Source organism: Paraburkholderia kururiensis JCM 10599 = LMG 19447, assembly GCF_003986935.1.
Classification (GTDB): Bacteria; Pseudomonadota; Gammaproteobacteria; order Burkholderiales; family Burkholderiaceae; genus Paraburkholderia; species Paraburkholderia kururiensis.
Genome location: NZ_RJZE01000015.1, coordinates 1 through 15,029, shown reverse-complemented (window position 1 = coordinate 15,029; position 15,029 = coordinate 1). Strand labels below are relative to the sequence as shown.

The window sequence follows — 15,029 nt, the reverse complement described above, 5'->3', positions numbered from 1 at the left end:
TCGGTCCTTCCAGTCTTCAATGAGCGCCGGGCGCAGCGCCCGACGCGGGGGTGAGTGGACTCGTCAGGGCGTCCACCACGCGCTCCATCTGCATGAAGCGCGAGCCTTTCACGAGAATCGTTGCGGCCGGGCCGAAGCCGGCCTGCAGCAGAGCGCTCACGAGCGAGCCGACGTCGTTCGCATGCGTTGCGCCGGAACCGTATGCGGCCACCATGTCGCGCGATGCGCCGCCGAGCGCGTAGAGCGCGTCGATGCCGCGCTCCTTCGCGTAGGCGCCCACCTCGCGATGGAATGCAGGGCCGTTGTCGCCCACTTCGCCCATGTCGCCCATTACGAGCACGCGCGGTGACGGTTGCTGCGCGAGCACGTCGATCGCAGCGCGGGCGGAATCGGGGTTCGCGTTGTAGGTGTCGTCGATCACGGTGGCGCCGGCCAGATCGCCGAGCGCCGCGCGCTTCACCTGGAGCCGGCCCTTGACCGGAACGAACGACTCGAGCCCGCGCCGGATCGCATCGAGCGACACGCCCGAGGCCAGCGCCGCCGCTGCCGCCGCGAGCGCGTTGTGGGCGTTGTGCGCGCCGAGCACTTGCAGCGCGACTTCGACGCGACCTTGCTGCGACTCGATAGCGAGGCGATTGCCGATGAGCGTGCCGGTCACGGCGGCAGGCGTCTGGCGTTCAGCGGTGTGCAGCGCAAAGTCCATCACGGCGCTGCCCGTTGCGGCAACGCGCCAGATGCTGGCGTAGGCGTCGTCGGCGGGAAATACAGCGATGCCGTCTGGCGAGAGCGCATGAATCACGCTCGCATGTTCGAGCGCGACCGCCTCGACTGTCGCCATGAACTCCTGGTGCTCGCGCTGCGCGTTGTTCACGACGGCCACCGTCGGCGCGGCGATCTGCGCAAGCAGTTGTGTTTCGCCGGGATGGTTCATGCCGAGTTCGACCACCGCGAGACGATGAGCGCTGGAGAGCCGGAACAGCGTGAGCGGCACGCCGATGTCGTTGTTCAGATTGCCCGCCGTCGCGAGCCGCGCATCCGCACCCACGGCTGCCGCGAAGATAGACGCGATCATTTCCTTGACGGTGGTCTTGCCGTTGCTGCCTGTCACCGCGACGAGGGGCAAGGTGAAACGTTTCCGCCAGCCGTGCGCGAGCGCGCCGAGCGCGACGCGCGTGTCCGCCACGCGCAGTGCGGGCAAACGCCAGTCGCCAGGACTACGCGATACCAGCGCCGCGCTCACGTGGCGCGCCGCGACCTCCGGAAGAAAATCGTGCGCGTCGAAGCGGTCGCCCTTGAGCGCGACGAACAGATCGCCCGGGCCGGCCGTGCGGCTGTCGGTGGCAACCCGCTCGAACGTCACCGAGTCGTCGCCAAGCACCGTGGCGCCGGGGATCAGTTGGGCCGCTTCGCGCAGCGAGAACATCGTCATTCGCCACCTCCGCGGACGTGTGTCGCACGTGCCGCGAGCGCGAGACGTGCGTGATCCTGATCGGAGAAAGCGCGCTTCTTGCCCATGATTTCCTGTGTTGCTTCGTGTCCCTTTCCGGCGAGCACGATCACGTCTTCGCGTGCGGCGCCGCGCACTGCCTGCAAGATCGCGCTCGCGCGGTCTTCGACGCAGCGCGCGGCGTCGGGTTTCGTCATGCCCGCGACGATCTGGTCGATGATCTTCGCCGGGTCTTCGCTGCGCGGGTTGTCGCTCGTGACGACGACGGTGTCGGCGAGGCGCTCCGCAATGCCGCCCATCAGCGGACGCTTGGTCGCGTCGCGATCGCCGCCGCAGCCGAACATGCAGACGAGCTGGCCGCCTCGCGCGGCGGCCATGGGACGCAGCGCTTCCAGCGTCTTTTCGAGCGCGTCCGGCGTGTGCGCGTAATCGATCACCACGAGCGGCTCGTCGTGATCGACGCGACCGCCAAGACGTTGCATCCGGCCATTCACCGGTTCGAGTTTCGCGATTTCAGCGAGCGCGGCGTCGAACGGCACGCCGGCCCCGAGCAGCGCGCCTAGCACGCCAAGCAGATTGCTGACGTTGAAGGCACCGAGGGTCATCACTTCGACGTCGGCTGCGCCCCAATCGGACGTCGACAGGTGGAACGCCGTGCCCGTCGCGGTAGCGCGCACGTTGCTCGCGGTGAGGAAGGCGTCGGCGACCTGCGCAGCGGCACCGGACGCTTCGCCGGTCGCGGCAATGCCGTAGGCGATGGTGCGCACACGGCCTTGCGAGGCAGCGATGAAGCGGCGGCCCGTTTCGTCGTCGCGGTTGATCACCGCACAGCGCAGCCCCGGCCACGAGAAGAGTCTCGCCTTCGCAGCTTCGTAAGCTTCGAACGTGCCGTGATAGTCGAGATGGTCTTGCGTGAGGTTCGTGAAGATCGCGATGTCGAACGCCGTGCCGTTCGCGCGCCCTTGATGAAGCGCGTGCGACGACACCTCCATGCCCACGGCCTGGGCGCCACCGGCGCGCAGTTGTTCAAGGCTGCGCTGGAGTTGGGGCGCGTCCGGTGTCGTGAAGCCAGTGTGTACGAGTTGCCCCGGCATGCCGCTGCCGAGCGTGCCGACAATGGCGCACGGCTTGCCGAGCGCGGTCAGCGCGCTTGCCACCCACTGGCTGCACGAGGTTTTGCCGTTGGTGCCGGTCACGCCGATCATCAGCATCGCGTCGCTCGGGTCGCCGTACCAGCCGCTCGCAATTTCGCCCGCCAGCACGTCGAGTTCAGGTACCGCGAGCGAGGCGACGGCGCTGACCGTACCGTCGAAGCCTTCCGGCTGGTACAGCACGGCAGACGCGCCGCGCTCGATGGCGTTGTCGATGAACGGACGGTTGTCGGCGCCGTCCACGGCGTAGGCGAGAAACACGTCGCTGGGCTTGAGCGCGCGGGTGTCGGCGTGCAGATCGGCGCCGCGTTGGGCATGGGCGCGCAGCCATGCGAGCGCCTCGGCGATCCGCTGATGGGCGGGGTGCTCGGCGCGGTCCCGTTTGTCCAGCGCGATCATCGGACCACCCCCGGACGATTCTTCGCGTTTTCCGCGACCTTCATATGTTTGGCGCCGCCGGCTTCTTTGCCGCCCGCGAGCTTCTTCGCAGCTGCCGCGACAGGTGCGGGCGTGCCGGACTGCGCTTGCTGCGCGGGGTCGTCGGAGACGACTAGCTGCTTCACGGGCATGTTCGGCGGAATGTTGAGCGAGCGCAGCGTATCGCCGACGATGCCCGAAAACACCGGGCCGGACACCTGCCCGCCAAAGTGGCTGCCGGCCGTGGGCTCGTCGATGGAAACCGCCACCACGATGCGCGGATTCGGCATCGGCGCCATACCGACGAACGACGCACGGTACTTGCCGTGGTCGTACCCGTGCGCACCGTGCTTGTACGCCGTGCCGCTCTTGCCGCCGACGCGGTAACCCGGCACGGCTGCATCCGGCGACGTGCCGCCCGGTGCCGTCACCATCTCGAGCATGGCGCGCACTTCGCGTGCCGTGGTCGGCGCGAACACCTGCGGACCGGAGACCGGCTGATCGCCCGGCGTCCTGAAAATGGACACCGGCAGGATCTGGCCGTCATGCGCAATGGCCGTGTAGGCGCGCGCAAGCTGGAACAGCGAAGCCGAAAGACCATAGCCGTACGACATCGTCGCCTGCTCGATGCGCCGCCAGCTTTTCCACGGACGCAGACGGCCCGCCGCCGCGCCGGGAAACCCGACCTTCGGCGCCTGACCGAGACCGATGCTGGTGTACATGTTCCACATCTCTTCGGGCCGCAGCTGCATCGCGATCTTGGTCGCGCCGATGTTGCTCGACTTCTGGATCACGCCGCCCACGGTGAGCACGCCGAACGCGCTGTCGTCCGTGATGGTGGCGCCGTCCAGCACGAAGCGGCCCGGGCCTGTATCCACCAGTGTAGTCGGCGACACGCGGTGCAGATCGAGCGCGAGCGACACCGTGAACGGCTTCATGATGGAACCGGGCTCGAAGACGTCGGTGAGCATGCGGTTGCGCAGCTGCTCGCCGGTCAGGTGCGAGCGGTCGTTCGGGTTATAGGTCGGATAATTGACGAGCGAGAGCACCTCGCCCGTGCGCACGTCGATCACCATGGCCGCGCCGGCTTTCGCGCGGAATTTCTCCACGGCGGCCTTCAGGTTCGCGTAGGTGATGTACTGGATCTTGCTGTCGATGGAAAGCTCGACGTCCTGACCGTTATGCGGCACGGCCAGTTCGTCGACGTCCTCGACGATATGGCCCATGCGGTCCTTGATGACGCGGCGGCTGCCCGGCGTGCCCGCGAGAATCTTCTGGTCGCCCAGTTCGACGCCTTCCTGCCCCTCGTCCTCGACGTTCGTGAAGCCGATCAGGTGCGCGGTGATTTCGCCTTCGGGGTAATAGCGCTTGTACTCGTTGCGCTGATAGATACCGGGGATGTCGAGGTCGGCCACTTTCTGCGCGACGTCGAGCGGCACCTGGCGCTTCACGTAGACGAAAGTCTTGTCCTCGGAGAGTTTGGCGCGCAGCTCCGTCGGCGTCATGCCGAGCAGCTTGCCGAGCGCGGCGAGCTTGTCGGCGCCCAGGTCGTCCGGCACGGATTCGGGAATCGCCCAAATGGCGCGCACAGGCAGACTCGTTGCAAGCACGAGGCCGTTGCGATCGAGAATCTTGCCGCGTGTGGCCGGCAGTTCGATGGTGCGCTGATAGCGGCTCTCGCCCTGCTTCTGATAGAACGCGTTGCCCGGACCCTGGATCCAGAACGCGCGGCCGGCCAGCGCAACGAACGCCATGAAGAGAAGAAAGACGACGAGCTTCGAGCGCCACATCGGCAGGCGCACCGAGAGAATCGGGTTGGCCGAGAACGCCACGCTACGCTTCGACGACTTCTTCATCGCGTCACCCCGCGGCCGTTCGCCGGCGTGGACGCGGCCCCACCCGGCGCCGATGCCTGCACGGGCGCATCTTCAGCCGTAGCGGCGCCCGGCGCGAGGGTGAGATATTGCGTGCGTCCGGTCGTCACGGGCTGCATCTTGAGCGAATCGGTGGCGATCTGTTCGATGCGCGAAGTCTTCGACAGCGCGCTCTGCTGATATTGAAGCTGTGCGTAATCCTGCTGCAGCTGCCGCTCCTGCGACTGCGCGCGCTGCAGCGCGATGAAAAACTGGCGCTGCTGGTTCGTCGCATTGACGACCGACAGCGCGCACCCCATCACAACGATCAGTAGAAAGATGTTCAGGCGGCTCATGGCGTGACGCGCTCCGCGATGCGCATCACGGCCGAACGGGCCCGCGGGTTCTCGGCAACTTCCGCGTCGCTCGCGAACAGACGGCCCATCAGCTTGAGCGGCGGGCTCGGCAGGTCGACAGCGCGGAGCGGCAGCCGGCGGTCGAGCGCAGGCGCACTCGAATGCGTCTGCATGAACCGCTTGACTATCCGGTCCTCCAGCGAATGGAAGCTGATGACCACGAGCCGCCCCCCTTGCTCCAGCAACGACAATGCAGCCTCTAGAACGACTTGCAGCTCCGCAAGCTCTTGATTGACGTGAATCCGTATAGCCTGAAAGGTGCGGGTTGCCGGGTCCTTGCCCTTCTCACGGGTTTTGACGACGTTAGCCACGATTTGGGCAAGCTCGCGCGTGCTGACGAGAGGCCCAAGACGGTCGGACTCTGCCCGGCGAGCAACAAGCGCCTTTGCAATCTGAAAAGCAAACCGTTCTTCCCCATAGTCTCGTATTACCTCCGTCAACTCCTGCACAGTGGCCCGCGCGAGCCAGTCAGCCGCGGACTCGCCGCGCGTCGGGTCCATCCGCATGTCGAGCGGACCTTCGGCGCGGAAACTGAAACCGCGCTGCGGGTCGTCGAACTGCGGCGACGACACACCGAGATCCAGCAGCACGCCCGACACACGCCCTACCCCGCGTTCCGCCAGAGCGTCACGCAGCGATGCAAAACTGCCATGCACGATTTCGAAACGCGGATCGACAATTTCACCGGCCGTCGCGATGGCCTGCGGATCCTTGTCGAACGCAATCAGACGCCCTTTGTCAGCGAGCTTGGCGAGCACCGCCCGGCTGTGGCCGCCACGCCCGAACGTACCGTCCACATAGATGCCGTCGGTGCGCGTTACGAGCGCGTCGACCGCTTCGTCCAGCAGCACCGTGCGATGCTGCAATCCATTTCCCATCGCGGATGCCATCGAGTCACCCGCGGTCAGAATGTGAAATTCTTCAGCGCGTCGGGCATGCCCTGCGCCATCGCCGCAGCTTCCTTCGCGGCGTAAGTCTGGGCATCCCACAACTCGAAGTGACTGCCCATGCCGAGCAGCATCACTTCCTTTTCCAGCGCGGCAGCAAGCCGCAACTCAGGCGATACGAGCACGCGGCCCGCGCTGTCCAGTTCGACATCCGAGGCATTACCGAGGAAGATGCGGCGCCACCAGTGGGCGTCCATGGGCAAGGCAGCGACTTTCGCGCGAAACACTTCCCATTCGGGGCGTGGAAACAGCAACAGGCAGCCGTCCGGGTGCTTGGTCACCGTCACCCGTCCTTCTGCCTGTTGTTGCAGCGCTTCCCGATAGCGCGACGGAATCGACATCCGTCCTTTCGCATCGAGCGTCAGCGCCGACGCCCCCTGGAACACTTCGCTCTCCCCTCATCGCGGTGCCGCGCACCGCCCGCCTGATCTCAAAAATCTACCGGAAGATGCCCGAGGAATCACACAAAAATACACTTTCTCACACTGTCTCCCACTTTAGAGGAACGCCCTGGACGGGTCAAGGGAGAAGGACTGTTTTTTGACGAAATTTATTAGTTAGAACAAGGACTTAGCGGCACTTGTTCAAGCACGGTAAAAGCAAAAAATCGTTACGAATGAATGAGCTACTGCAGACTGTGAAGGTAATACCTGAAAAGTGCGGGGGAAAGGCGTGATTGGAGGGCGAGCGGGAGAGATGGTGATGCGGAGCGAGAGAGGCGTTTGAGGCAAGGCGGGGTGAAACGGCATTGAGAGGCCGTCCCACCTGAAATGGATCATAGATAGTAGGCAGTACGCGTCATTACTTTCGATGCGGCTCTCATGATCGCGCGAGCCGGAAACGGCAGTTCGACGCCGCCTGCGTCGGTGGCGGCCTTTGCGTGCGCAACCTCGTCGGTGCGCATCTGCTCAACGATTGCTCGAGACTCGCGGTCGGCTTCCGGAAGCTTGTCCAGATGGCTGTCGAGATGCTGCTCGACCTGACGCTCTGTCTCCGCCATGAATCCGAGGCTTACCTTGTCGCCGAAACACCCGGCGACGAAACCGATCGAGAGTGCCCCGGCGTACCAGAGCGGATTGAGCAAGCTGGGACGAGAGTCCAGCGCTTCCAGACGCCGGGCGGTCCATGCAAGGTGGTCTTCCTCCTCGCGCGCGGCGCGTTCGAACGCGTCTTTCAGCTTAGGCGACGACGTGGCAAGCTTCTGCGCCTGGTATAGGGCCTGGGCGCATACCTCCCCGACGTGGTTCACCCGCATGAGTCCCGCGGCATGGGTGCGCTCGGCCGGAGAAAGGTCCACTGGCTGCGCCCCCTCTCCAGATTGTTCTTCGGTAGGCGGCAACGGAGTGGGACGGCTCATTCGCGATACCCCGGCCATGGTTCGCAGGCCTCGATCAAACTCCGTAATCAATTCATCCAGCGTCATTCAATCCCTCCATCCGACTTCTGCGTCTGGCCATTGGCATACCTCGCGTCTGCATCCGGAAGAAATACGTAGTAGCCCGAAGCCAACCGGCCGACTTCTTCCGCTCCGCACGCGACAGATCCAGGGTAAATCCTATGGCAAATATGCAATTCTAGACCATGTTGCGTAAACGAAACATGGACTTGCAGCGCACCCCGCTTTTTCTTTGTCCACGTTAGGCGTTTTGTTACATTACGGGCAACTTCTCGCGAAGTTAGATGGCAAGGCCGCAACGCAAGACAAATATTTGCCCTGCCCATATAACGATTTCGGTAATCCCTTGGAGATCTCTCAATGAAAAAGTCGCTTCTCGCGCTCGCAGCCCTTGGCGCGTTCGCTGGTGTTGCTCACGCACAGAGCAGCGTCACGCTGTACGGCATTATTGATGAAGGTTTCAACATCAATACGAACGCCGGCGGCAAGCACCTTTACAACCTGTCAAGCGGCGTCATGCAAGGCAGCCGCTGGGGTCTGCGCGGCACGGAAGATCTGGGCGGTGGCCTGAAGGCGATCTTCGTGTTGGAAAACGGCTTCGACGTGAACACCGGCAAGCTCGGTCAAGGCGGTCTCGAGTTCGGCCGCCAGGCGTATGTCGGCCTGTCGAGCCCGTACGGTACCGTCACGCTGGGACGCCAGTATGACTCCGTGGTCGACTTCGTCGGCCCGCTGGAAGCCGGCGACCAATGGGGCGGCTACATCGCTGCTCACCCGGGTGACCTCGACAACTTCAACAACGCCTATCGCGTGAACAACGCGATCAAGTTCACGAGTGCTGACTACGCCGGCCTCAAGTTCGGCGCCCTGTACAGCCTCGGTGGCGTGTCCGGCGACTTCAGCCGTAACCAGATCTTCTCGTTCGGCGCCGGCTACAACAACGGCCCGCTGGTTCTCGGCCTCGGTTACTTGAACGTCCGTAACCCGAACGTCAGCTTCTTCGGCAACAGCACGTCGGGCACGGTCAACGGTGCGATTTCGAACGTCAGCTCGCCGGTCTATGCGGGCTACGGTTCGGCGCACACGTACCAGGTCATCGGCGCAGGTGGCGCGTACACGTTCGGCGCAGCAACGGTGGGTGCAACGTACTCGAACATCAAGTTCTATAACCTGGGCTCGTCGTACGCATCGGCCTTTGCAGGTCAAACCGCAACTTTCAACAATGCTGAAGTCAACTTCAAGTATCAGTTGACCCCCGCCTTGCTGATCGGCACGGCGTACGACTATACGCAGGGCTCCAAGATCAACGGCAATTCGGCCGCGAAGTACCATCAGTTCTCGCTTGGTACCGACTACTTCCTGTCGAAGCGCACCGACGTCTACGTGATCGGCGTGTACCAACACGCGTCTGGCGATACGGTTAGCTCGAGCGGTAACAGCGTCGTTCCTGCCGTCGCCGGCATCAACGGCCTCACCGCGTCGTCGAACAAGAATCAGCTGACGGCTCGCGTCGGTATCCGTCACAAGTTCTAATAAGTCGGAACAAAGTAGTCTGTAGTCTCAAGGCGCCTTCGGGCGCCTTTTTTCGTTTTAGTGTTGTTGATTGGCCGGTGTCGCCGGGCCTTCTGCGCAGACGGACCATCACTGTGCCCAGAACGGTGCACACAAAAAAGCCCGACAGACTTTACGTCGGTCGGGCTGACGCCGATGAGGCAGCGGGCGGAAGCTAAACCCGACTCGCCCATCAGGTGCTATGTGACTGCTTCGCGCGCAACACCCACGTTTTGCTCACTTGCACTCCTGGAAGACCTCATGCTCTTCCGTCACGCAGTTCCCGCCGCAAGATCTTGCCGACATTACTCTTCGGCAGCTCGGCGCGGAATTCGATGATCTTGGGCCGCTTGTAACCCGTCAGCTGCGTCTTGCAGAACGCGAAAACGTCCGTATCGGTAAGCGCCGGATCCTTCTTGACGATGACGAGCTTCACCGCCTCGCCCGAGTGCGCATCGGGCACTCCCACCGCGGCAACCTCGAACACCCCGGGAAGTTTCGCGACCACGTCCTCGATCTCGTTCGGGTACACGTTGAAGCCGGACACCAGAATCATGTCCTTCTTCCGGTCGACGACCTTCACGAATCCGCGTGCGTCCATGACGCCGACGTCGCCCGATTTGAAGAAGCCATCGGACGTCATTACCTTGGCCGTCTCTTCGGGTCGGTTCCAATAACCCGCCATCACCTGAGGGCCGCGGATACAAATTTCGCCAGCCTCGCCGAGCGGCACTTCGTTGCCGGCATCGTCCTGGATCGAAACCTCGGTGGACGGCAGTGGTAGGCCGATCGTCCCGCTGTACTCCGTCACCGTTGCCGGGTTGCAGGTTACGCACGGTGATGTTTCGGACAACCCATAACCTTCGATGATCGGCGTATGGGTGCGCTCGAACCACCGTTTCGCAACAGCTTCCTGAACCGCCATACCGCCACCATTCGCAACGAGCAGATTCGAAAAGTCGAGCTTGTCGAAGTCAGGATGGTTGAGCAAAGCGTTGTAGAGCGTGTTGACCGCCGGAATCGTCGTAATCGCGTAGCCCTGCAGTGCCTTGATCGTGCCCGCTATGTCGCGCGGATTCGGAATCAGGACGCCGAGGCCGCCCGTCCGGATGGTCAGCAGGCCACACACCGTCAGCGCAAATACGTGATAGAGCGGCAGCGCGACCACAGTAATGAACTGCTCGATGTCAGGCCGCTGGCGGCGCGCCACATCCAGCCATGCATGCGACTGCAGCACATTCGCAATGATGTTCCGATGCAGCAGGGTCGCCCCCTTCGCCACGCCGGTCGTGCCGCCCGTGTATTGGAGAAACGCGACGTCCTCCGCGCTCTGCTCCACGCGCTTGAAGGTCTGTCGGCCGCCCGCGCGCACGGCGTCATTGAAACGCACGTGACCCGGCAGCGCCCACGCCGGCACCATCTTCTTCACCCGACGCACAACGAAGTTCACGAGCGCGCCTTTCGGCCCCAACAGATCGCCCATCGTCGCAACGACTACGTGCTTCACCGCGGTATTGCGGATAACCGCCTGCAGCGTAACCGCGAAGTTTTCGAGGATGATGATGGCTTCGGCGCCGCTGTCCTTGAGCTGATGTTCGAGTTCGCGCGGCGTATAGAGCGGATTGACGTTCACCACGACGTAACCCGCGCGCAGGATCGCGGAGAGCGCGACCGGATACTGCAACACGTTGGGCATCATGACGGCGATGCGCGCGCCACGCACAATGCCGCGCGACTGAAACCAGGCACCGAGGGCGCGTGACAGGTCGTCGAGCTGTCCGTAGGTGATCTGCTTGCCCATGCAGGCAAACGCGCTCTTCGCGCGATACTGCCGAAAACTTTCCTCCAGCAAGTCCGTAATGGACGCGTACTGGCTCGGATCGATCTCGGCTGGAACGCCGGGCGGATAGGACTTTAGCCAGACTTTTTCCATGCCGCGTCTCCTCCTGAATTTTCGAATGGTCGTGCTAAAAAATGGCATCCTAGCACGGGGACGGTGGCGGTTTCGAAGCCGGGCGGGCAGTTAGATTTCGCCCTCGAATACGTTTGGGCGTCCGTTGAGGCAGGCGCATAACAACGGCACGCTCCCACTCTCAGGCGCGCTCCACTTCGACGAGGCAGTCGTAGAACGTTGCCGAGCGGCCCAGATCCGTCAACGCCTGACTCGTGACCTGGTTGGCGTTGCAGCCATCCGGCGCCAACTTTTTCCACCAGATCGACAGGCCGACAACGACACCCTCGCGCGCCCGGTCCGTCACGCGGGCGCGGGCATGCAGCACGCCGCGGTCGTTGAAGATACGCAACTCGTCGCCTTCGGCGATACCCCGCGCCACGGCATCCACAGGATGGATGTCGAGATGGGGCGAGCCTTCGGTGGAGCGCAAGCTCTCGACGTTGACGAAGGTACTGTTCAGAAAGTTGCGCGCCGGCGGCGAAATCATGGCGAGCGGATAGCGGGCTGCGAGCTCTGGCGAGCCGTCGGCCGATTCGTGGGGTGGCAGATAGTCCGGTAGCGGATCGATGCCTTCTTTTGCAAGACGATCGCTAAAGAATTCGCACTTGCCGGAAGGTGTTTGGAAGCCACCGTTGGCAAAAGGCGCATCGGGCAAGGCGAGTTTGACCCAACCCGTTGTCTTTAACGATTCCCAGCTCACGCCCGTGAGAGCGGGATCGTCCCAACGGTAGGCGACTGCAGCCACGGCTTCGTCGCTGTCGTAGAGCGCCGGCTCCGTGAGCTTCATGCGGCGTGCGATGCCGCGGAAGATCTCCGTATTCGCGCGAGCCTCGCCGACCGGCGGGATCGCAGGAAGATTCGCCATCACGTAGGTGTGGCCGTACGACTTGTGAATGTCGAGGTGCTCTAGCTGCGTCGTGGCCGGAAGCAGCAAATCGGCGTAGTCCGCCGTATCGGTCTGGAACTGCTCGAGCACGATGGTGAAGAGGTCCTCGCGGGCGAAACCCTTCGCGACCCGCGCGGAGTCCGGCGCGACCGCGACCGGATTCGAGTTGTAGACCACGATCGCTTCTACCTTCGGCCCGAATTCGCCGTCACCAGGATGCAGCAGCGTGTTGCCGATCTCGTTCATATTGACGACACGCGGCAGTTTCGATGGCCAGCCCGGCATCAGATCGGGACGCTCCAGCGCGTGGTTATTGACCGGCGACCAGCCCGACGACGAAAGCAACAATCCACCCGCCCGATGCCGCCATGCACCCGTGAGCGACGGCAGGCAGGCGATTGCGCGCACCGCGTTGCCTCCCCCGCGTACGCGTTGGAGCCCGTAGTTCGCGCGGATAGCGGCTCGTTTGGTCGACCCATAGACGCGCGCGAGGTCAATGACCGTTTGCTCCTCGATACCGCACACACGGGCAGCGCGATCCGGTGTCCACTCAAGGGCGCGGGCCTTCAGTTGCTCGAATCCGTATGTGTACTCGCCGATGTACGCGTGATCGAGCCGGTCTTCGGTGATCAGCACGTGCATCATACCGAGCGCGAGCGCGGCGTCCGTGCCCGGCTTGAGCTGGACGTGCTGATGGCATTTCTCGGCGGTCAGCGAGCGGTAGGGGTCGATCGCAATGAGCTTCGCGCCGTTGCGCTTCGCCTCCTGCATGCGCGTCCATACATGCAGGTTCGACGCGATAGGATTACCGCCCCAGATCAGGATGACCTCGGCTTCCGAGAAGAACTCGCTGTGCATGCCGATGCTGGCGCCATAGGTATAGCGCAAACCGGCCGCACCGGCAGCCGAGCAAATGGTGCGGTCCAGCCGCGACGCCCCGAGCTTGTGAAAGAAGCGCTGGGCGATACTCTCTCCCTGCACGAGTCCCATCGTGCCCGCGTAGCTGTATGGAAGAATCGCTTCGGGCGCCCGGGCCGCAATTTCGGAGAGCCGGGTTGCAGCGATCGAGTAAGCCTCGTCCCAACTGACCGGCTCGAAACGACCTTCCCCCTTACGGCCGACCCGCTTCATTGGCACCGTCAAGCGATCACGGTGATGGACGCGCTCCGCGTATCGACTCACCTTCGTGCACAGCACGCCTTGTGTGGGCGGATGATCCGGATCGCCCACCACCTTGATCGCACGCCCATTTTCGACGGTGACCCGCATCGCGCAGGTATCGGGGCAATCATGAGGACAAACGGCGCGGGCAAATTCTGCTGAAGCATTCATATGGACGGACCCGGAAGGTATTGCGAATACCGAAGCGGTGATTTTATTACGTTCTGCTCGCGTGCCAGATCAGCCACAAGGGGGATTCCGGCGGAAAAATCGGTGGGGCGTAGAATGGTCCGATCTGTCGCGGCGCCAGCCGCGCGTCACGAGACATCAAGACGAAAACCATGAGATTGATCCCCGAAATCGAGGCCGCGCGCGGCGAAATTCAAACCCTTCGACGAACGATTCACGCTCATCCCGAGCTGCGCTACGAGGAGACACGGACAGCCGACCTCGTTGCAGACAGATTGACCGCGTGGGGCATCGAGGTTCACCGTGGCCTAGGCAAAACGGGGGTAGTGGGCGTCCTGAAGCGCGGTAACGGAACGCGCTCTGTTGGACTGCGAGCCGATATGGACGCCCTGCCGATACATGAACTCAACAGTTTCGCGCATCGGTCTCGCAACGAAGGGAAGATGCACGCCTGCGGACACGACGGGCACACCGCGATGCTGCTAGGTGCGGCTCGCCACCTTGCGAAACATGGTGAGTTTGATGGAACGATCGTATTTATCTTTCAACCGGCCGAAGAAGGCGGAGCCGGCGCACAGGCGATGATCGACGACGGCTTGTTCATCAAGTTTCCCGTCGATGCGGTGTTCGGCATTCACAACTGGCCCGGCCTACCGGAAGGACATTTCGGCGTGAGGGAAGGACCAATCATGGCGTCGAGCAACGAGTTCCGCATCGACATCAAGGGCGTCGGGTCTCACGCGGCACTTCCGCACAACGGCCGCGATCCTGTGTTCGTTGCGGTACAGATCGCCAACGGTCTGCAAAGCATCGTCACGAGAAACAAGAAGCCGCTCGACACGGCAGTGCTTTCAATCACTCAAATCCACGCTGGCGACGCCGTCAACGTTGTTCCCGATGACGCGTGGCTAGCCGGCACAGTCCGAACGTTCACGACCGAAACGCTGGATCTGATCGAAACGCGCTTGCGGAAGATCGCGGAAAGTACGGCAGCAGCGTACGACTGCGACGTGACGATAAGCTTCCATCGCAACTATCCGCCTACGGTGAATAGCAGCAAAGAAACTCAATTTGCCGCCAGCGTAATGGCAGAAGTGGTTGGGGCAGAAAATGTCGAAAGCAACGTAGAGCCAACCATGGGTGCTGAGGACTTTTCATTCATGTTGCTCGCCAAACCCGGTTGCTATGCATTCCTCGGGAATGGAGACGGCGGGCATCGGGAAGCAGGACATGGCGTCGGGCCTTGTATGCTGCACAACGCGAGCTACGACTTCAACGACGCACTGCTTCCGGTAGGCGCGACCTATTGGGTGCGGCTAGCCACACAGTTTCTATTGCAATGCGAGTGAGTAAGCGCTCAGCGTGTGTGAACGTTCCGGACTGATTTAACTGCTAATAGTGCCTCAAGGACCTAAGCGACCTACGAGGCGCGGATGGTTTCGCCTTGGTATGGGCTTGCTGGGGCTGGAGATGCGGGAGGTTTTGGGGCTGCCAGTGGGGACTGGTCGAGGCGTGGTTCAGGAGGGAAGCGCCGGCCCAAAGCAGAAGACCCCGCCATATGGGTGGCGGGGTCTTTGCGGGGTAAGGAGCCTGACGATTACCTACTTTCACACGGGCAATCCGCACTATCATCGGCGTGGAGTCGTTTCACGGTCCTGTTC

General features: G+C 62.8%; 11 protein-coding genes. 2 read left to right on the top strand and 9 right to left on the bottom strand.

Annotated features, from left to right (window positions below; translation table 11 throughout):
* Positions 1-16: 16 nt before the first annotated feature.
* The 7 genes from PKKP23_RS18645 to coq7 form a co-directional block, all read right to left on the bottom strand.
* A complete protein-coding gene (locus PKKP23_RS18645) occupies positions 17-1,429 on the bottom strand; it encodes a UDP-N-acetylmuramoyl-tripeptide--D-alanyl-D-alanine ligase (RefSeq protein ID WP_126877983.1) in 1,413 nt (470 codons plus the stop codon).
* Entirely contained in the window at positions 1,426-2,997 is a 1,572-nt protein-coding gene (locus PKKP23_RS18640) for a UDP-N-acetylmuramoyl-L-alanyl-D-glutamate--2,6-diaminopimelate ligase (protein WP_126877982.1), read from the bottom strand. The genes PKKP23_RS18645 and PKKP23_RS18640 overlap by 4 nt, the downstream gene beginning before the upstream one ends.
* Positions 2,994-4,871, bottom strand: a complete 1,878-nt coding sequence (locus tag PKKP23_RS18635) for a peptidoglycan D,D-transpeptidase FtsI family protein (RefSeq protein ID WP_126877981.1) — start codon at positions 4,869-4,871, stop codon at positions 2,994-2,996. Before PKKP23_RS18635 ends, PKKP23_RS18640 begins: the two co-directional genes overlap by 4 nt.
* Entirely contained in the window at positions 4,868-5,224 is a 357-nt protein-coding gene (gene ftsL, locus PKKP23_RS18630) for a cell division protein FtsL (RefSeq protein ID WP_017777131.1), read from the bottom strand. The genes PKKP23_RS18635 and ftsL overlap by 4 nt, the downstream gene beginning before the upstream one ends.
* Positions 5,221-6,162: a 16S rRNA (cytosine(1402)-N(4))-methyltransferase RsmH gene (gene rsmH / locus PKKP23_RS18625; RefSeq protein ID WP_017777132.1), complete on the bottom strand. Its 942-nt coding sequence runs from the start codon at positions 6,160-6,162 to the stop codon at positions 5,221-5,223. Before rsmH ends, ftsL begins: the two co-directional genes overlap by 4 nt.
* Positions 6,163-6,188: 26 nt before the next feature.
* A complete protein-coding gene (gene mraZ / locus PKKP23_RS18620) occupies positions 6,189-6,617 on the bottom strand; it encodes a division/cell wall cluster transcriptional repressor MraZ (RefSeq protein WP_017777133.1) in 429 nt (142 codons plus the stop codon).
* A 389-nt stretch (positions 6,618-7,006) separates the two neighbouring features.
* Positions 7,007-7,654, bottom strand: a complete 648-nt coding sequence (gene coq7 / locus PKKP23_RS18615) for a 2-polyprenyl-3-methyl-6-methoxy-1,4-benzoquinone monooxygenase (protein WP_126877980.1) — start codon at positions 7,652-7,654, stop codon at positions 7,007-7,009.
* A 333-nt stretch (positions 7,655-7,987) separates the two neighbouring features.
* Between coq7 and PKKP23_RS18610 the strand changes: the two genes are divergently transcribed.
* Entirely contained in the window at positions 7,988-9,160 is a 1,173-nt protein-coding gene (locus PKKP23_RS18610; protein WP_126877979.1) for a porin, read from the top strand.
* A 277-nt stretch (positions 9,161-9,437) separates the two neighbouring features.
* On the opposite strand, the gene PKKP23_RS18605 is transcribed toward PKKP23_RS18610, so the two are convergent.
* Together PKKP23_RS18605 and PKKP23_RS18600 are read right to left on the bottom strand one after the other, a co-directional pair.
* On the bottom strand, positions 9,438-11,111 hold the full coding sequence (locus PKKP23_RS18605; RefSeq protein WP_126877978.1) for a long-chain fatty acid--CoA ligase: 1,674 nt from the start codon (positions 11,109-11,111) through the stop codon (positions 9,438-9,440).
* A gap of 160 nt (positions 11,112-11,271) precedes the next feature.
* Positions 11,272-13,350: a molybdopterin-containing oxidoreductase family protein gene (locus PKKP23_RS18600; protein ID WP_126877977.1), complete on the bottom strand. Its 2,079-nt coding sequence runs from the start codon at positions 13,348-13,350 to the stop codon at positions 11,272-11,274.
* Between the two features lie 170 nt (positions 13,351-13,520).
* Between PKKP23_RS18600 and PKKP23_RS18595 the strand changes: the two genes are divergently transcribed.
* Complete coding sequence (locus PKKP23_RS18595; RefSeq protein ID WP_126877976.1) at positions 13,521-14,717, top strand: M20 aminoacylase family protein; 1,197 nt, start codon at positions 13,521-13,523, stop codon at positions 14,715-14,717.
* Positions 14,718-15,029 lie beyond the last annotated feature (312 nt).

Bases quoted from the DNA above. Each gene is read 5' to 3' on its own strand.
- PKKP23_RS18645 (WP_126877983.1), bottom strand. From the start codon at position 1,429: ATGACGATGTTCTCGCTGCGCGAAGCGGCCCAACTGATCCCCGGCGCC.
- PKKP23_RS18640 (WP_126877982.1), bottom strand. From the start codon at position 2,997: ATGATCGCGCTGGACAAACGGGACCGCGCCGAGCACCCCGCCCATCAG.
- PKKP23_RS18635 (WP_126877981.1), bottom strand. From the start codon at position 4,871: ATGAAGAAGTCGTCGAAGCGTAGCGTGGCGTTCTCGGCCAACCCGATT.
- ftsL (WP_017777131.1), bottom strand. From the start codon at position 5,224: ATGAGCCGCCTGAACATCTTTCTACTGATCGTTGTGATGGGGTGCGCG.
- rsmH (WP_017777132.1), bottom strand. From the start codon at position 6,162: ATGGGAAATGGATTGCAGCATCGCACGGTGCTGCTGGACGAAGCGGTC.
- coq7 (WP_126877980.1), bottom strand. From the start codon at position 7,654: ATGACGCTGGATGAATTGATTACGGAGTTTGATCGAGGCCTGCGAACC.
- PKKP23_RS18610 (WP_126877979.1), top strand. From the start codon at position 7,988: ATGAAAAAGTCGCTTCTCGCGCTCGCAGCCCTTGGCGCGTTCGCTGGT.
- PKKP23_RS18605 (WP_126877978.1), bottom strand. From the start codon at position 11,111: ATGGAAAAAGTCTGGCTAAAGTCCTATCCGCCCGGCGTTCCAGCCGAG.
- PKKP23_RS18600 (WP_126877977.1), bottom strand. From the start codon at position 13,350: ATGAATGCTTCAGCAGAATTTGCCCGCGCCGTTTGTCCTCATGATTGC.
- PKKP23_RS18595 (WP_126877976.1), top strand. From the start codon at position 13,521: ATGAGATTGATCCCCGAAATCGAGGCCGCGCGCGGCGAAATTCAAACC.